The 3195-nt window shown below is 73.4% G+C and carries 5 protein-coding genes; 1 reads left to right on the top strand and 4 read right to left on the bottom strand.

Going from position 1 to position 3195, the window contains the following annotated elements; translation table 11 throughout:
* Positions 1–241: 241 nt before the first annotated feature.
* A complete protein-coding gene (locus AX737_RS13795; RefSeq protein WP_156453708.1) occupies positions 242–505 on the bottom strand; it encodes a hypothetical protein in 264 nt (87 codons plus the stop codon).
* 120 nt (positions 506–625) lie between these two features.
* On the opposite strand from AX737_RS13795, the gene AX737_RS13790 reads away from it, so the two are divergent.
* Positions 626–1051 (top strand): DUF779 domain-containing protein, encoded by a 426-nt coding sequence (locus AX737_RS13790; protein WP_066922217.1) that lies wholly within the window; start codon positions 626–628, stop codon positions 1049–1051.
* A 5-nt stretch (positions 1052–1056) separates the two neighbouring features.
* On the opposite strand, the gene AX737_RS13785 is transcribed toward AX737_RS13790, so the two are convergent.
* From AX737_RS13785 to AX737_RS13775, 3 genes are all read right to left on the bottom strand, one after another.
* Positions 1057–2091: a tetratricopeptide repeat protein gene (locus AX737_RS13785; protein WP_066922215.1), complete on the bottom strand. Its 1035-nt coding sequence runs from the start codon at positions 2089–2091 to the stop codon at positions 1057–1059.
* Positions 2088–2726 (bottom strand): thiamine phosphate synthase, encoded by a 639-nt coding sequence (locus AX737_RS13780; RefSeq protein WP_066922212.1) that lies wholly within the window; start codon positions 2724–2726, stop codon positions 2088–2090. The genes AX737_RS13785 and AX737_RS13780 overlap by 4 nt, the downstream gene beginning before the upstream one ends.
* A 5-nt stretch (positions 2727–2731) precedes the next feature.
* The coding region (locus tag AX737_RS13775) for a class II fructose-bisphosphate aldolase (protein ID WP_197430574.1) at positions 2732–3195 on the bottom strand (464 nt) is incomplete at its 5' end.

The raw sequence follows: 3195 nt of genomic DNA, 5'->3' as shown, positions 1-3195 counted from the left end.
GCATCGTCTCAGGACGAAGCGCGGGTCCCCTCTCCCAGAGGGAGAGGGACAGGGTGAGGGGTATGAGGTGGCAGGGATGAGCACGCGATCGACGCGCGTTCGGCACCGCGCCTTCTCCGGCAGCCTCATACCCCTCACCCCAACCCTCTCCCTATGGGAGAGGGGGCGCGGCGCGGTCCACCTCACACGGCCGAACCATTCAACCGGAAACGGTGTCAGTCGGCTTCGTGAATCCGCCCCCTCAGCGCGGGGAGGCCGGGCTGCCGGCGGGCAGGCCGGTGTTGGCGGGCGGCGCCCCCGGCGGGAGCGCGCCGGGACCGCCGGTGGTGTTGACCCCGCCGCCGGGCGGCCCATCGAAGCCGACGACGCCGGAGGGCGTGCCGGGCGCCGGGCCGGCGCCGACGCTGCCCGCGCCGGCCCCCGGATCGACGCCGGGCGGCGGGGCGGCCGCGGCGGGCAGCGCCAGACCGATGAGCAGGGCGGCGAGGAGGGAGCGGGCGGGCATGACGGTCCTGAGGCTGGCGGCGGAATAGCGCCGGGCCAACGCACCGACATCCGAAAGGTCCCGCTGTGGCCGGACGATTCGCGCCCCAGATAGCCACCATACCGAACGGGAGGACGACCCATGAGCGAGGCGACAGGCATCGAGACCACCACCGCCGAACAGGCCGACGCGGCCGGCACGCCGCTCCGGGTGACCGCGACGCCCGCGGCGCTCGCGCTGATCGAGGAACTCAGGGCCGACCACGGCCCGGTGATGTTCCACCAGTCGGGCGGCTGCTGCGACGGATCCTCGCCGATGTGCTATCCGGTCGGCGACTTCATGATCGGCGACGGCGACGTGCATCTCGGGCAGGTCGGCGGCGCGGACTTCTACATCTCCCGCACGCAGTTCGCGGTCTGGAAGCACACCCACATCATCCTCGACGTGGTGCCGGGGCGCGGCGGCATGTTCTCGCTGGAGAACGGCCGCGAGAAGCGCTTCCACATCCGCTCGCGCCTGTTCACGGAAGCCGAGAACCGGGCGCTCGACGGAGCGTGCAAGCTGTAGGCGGCTCAGCGCGCCTCGTTGCGCGCGCTCGCCTGGGCCTCGGCGCGCCGCTTCTCGTCGGTCGTGAGGCCAGACAGCGTCTGGTCGAGCCAGGCATCCGACAGCCCCTGCTGGGCCGCCAGCAGGTTCCAGGTCGCGGCTTCCAGCAGGTTCTTCTGCAGGCCGCGGCCGACCGCGTAGAGCCGGGCGACGCGGTTCTGCGCGATGGCGTTGCCGCGCTGGGCCGCGTGCAGGAAGTAGCGGGCGGCGCGCGCCTCGTCCTTCGGCACGCCGTTGCCGTTGAACAGCAGGATCGCGAACTCGACCTCGCCGGCCAGGTCCCCGTTGTCGGCCGCGCGGCGGAACCACTCGGCGGCCTGGGAGGGATCCTTCGGCACGCCGCGGCCCTGCAGGTAGAGCACGCCGAGCCCGTGCTGGGCCGGGCCGATCTCGTTCTCGGCGGCCTTGCGCAGCAGGGTCGCGGCGCGGGCCTCGTCCTCGGGCTTGGCCGCCCCGATCAGGATCAGCGCGAGGTTGTAGGCGGCCGTCGGCGAGCCCTTCTCGGCGGCGCTCTCCAGCCAGCGCCGGCCGGCCTTGAGGTCCTTCTGGACGCCGCGCCCGTCCATCGACATCAGCCCGAGCGAGGACATCGCGGCGGAATCGTTCAGGGCGGCGGCGAGCCGATACCACTCGGCCGCCTTCACGGGGTCCTGGCGGACGCCGAGGCCCTGGTTGTAGAGCTCGCCCAGCAGCGTCATCGCGGCGGCGTCCCGACGGTCGGCCTCGATGCGCTTCGTCGCCTCCCGGAAGGCGGTGACGTACTGGCCCTTCTGGTAGGCGCCGTAGGCGAAATCGGGCTGGCCGCCCCCGCGCGGCAGGGCGCCGCCCGTGTAGTTCGGCGTGTAGGGGCTCGGCAACTCGCGCATCGGCGGCTTCCCCGCCTGGTCCTTGGCCGGCTGCTCCGTGGCCTTCGGCGTCAGGGCCGGGCTCGGAGCGGGCGTCTGCGCCGCCAGGGCGGCGCCCGGGACGAGCGCGGCGAGAACGAGCGCGAGCCGCCTCATGCCGCGCCTCCCAGCGCCTCCTGCGCACGGGCGACCGCCGCCGGGTCGGCGAGCCAGAGCGCGCTCTCCAGGCCGACGAACTCGGCCCCCGTGGCGGCGGCGTCCGCGATCTCCGCCTCCGTGCAGGCGACGGCGATGCAGGGCGTCTCGAAGATCTCGGCCCACCACGCGGCGCGCTCGCGCACGCCCTCGGGGTCGGGCGCCGCCCCGTCCGGGTAGAGGCCGCCGAACATCAGGTAGTCGGCCCCGCCCTCGCCCGCATCCATCGCGGCGTGGCGCGTCTCGAAGCCGCCGGTGCCGAGGATGCGGCCCTCGCGCAGGCGCTCGCGCAGGTCCTTGAGGCCCGCCGGCTTGTCGACGTGGACGCCGTCCGCGCCGCCGCGGGTGGCGACGCTGACGAGATCGCCCGCGAAGCCGGGGCAGGCGACGACGAGCGCGGCCTCGTGCGCCTGCACCGCGGGCGCCGCGCGCTTGACGAGCGCGGTCAGCGCCCGCTCGTCGGCGGGCGCCAGCCGCAGGATCACCGCGGCGACGTCGCCGGCCGCGCAGGCCGCCTCGATGGCGGGCAGGAGCCCGTCGAGGTCGCTGGCCGCGGTTCCGTGCGGGGTGAGCAGGGCGAGGCGTTGCTGGCTCATGCGGGTCAGGCAGCCGCCTCGATCTTCGGGTCGAGCGAGCCGCTGGCGTAGCGCTTGGCCATCTCGGCGACCGAGATCGGGCGGATCTTCGAGCCCTGGCCGGCGGTGTTGAACTCCTCGAAGCGCTGGCGGCAGAGCTTCGTCATCGCCTCCATGGCGGGCTTCAGGTACTTGCGCGGGTCGAACTCGGCCGGGTTCTCGGTGAGGATCTTCCGGATCTGGCCGGTCATCGCCATGCGGTTGTCGGTGTCGATGTTGATTTTGCGCACGCCGTGCTTGATGCCGCGCTGGATCTCCTCGACCGGCACGCCCCAGGTCGGCTTCATCTGGCCGCCGTACTGGTTGATGATGTCCTGCAGGTCCTGCGGCACGGAAGAAGAGCCGTGCATGACGAGGTGGGTCGTCGGCAGGCGGCGGTGGATCTCCTCGATCACGTTCATGGCGAGCACGTCGCCGTCGGGCTGGCGGG

The organism is Methylobacterium sp. CCH5-D2 (genome assembly GCF_001556475.1).
Taxonomy (GTDB): Bacteria; Pseudomonadota; Alphaproteobacteria; order Rhizobiales; family Beijerinckiaceae; genus Methylobacterium; species Methylobacterium hispanicum.
This window is presented reverse-complemented; position numbering and strand designations above follow the sequence as displayed.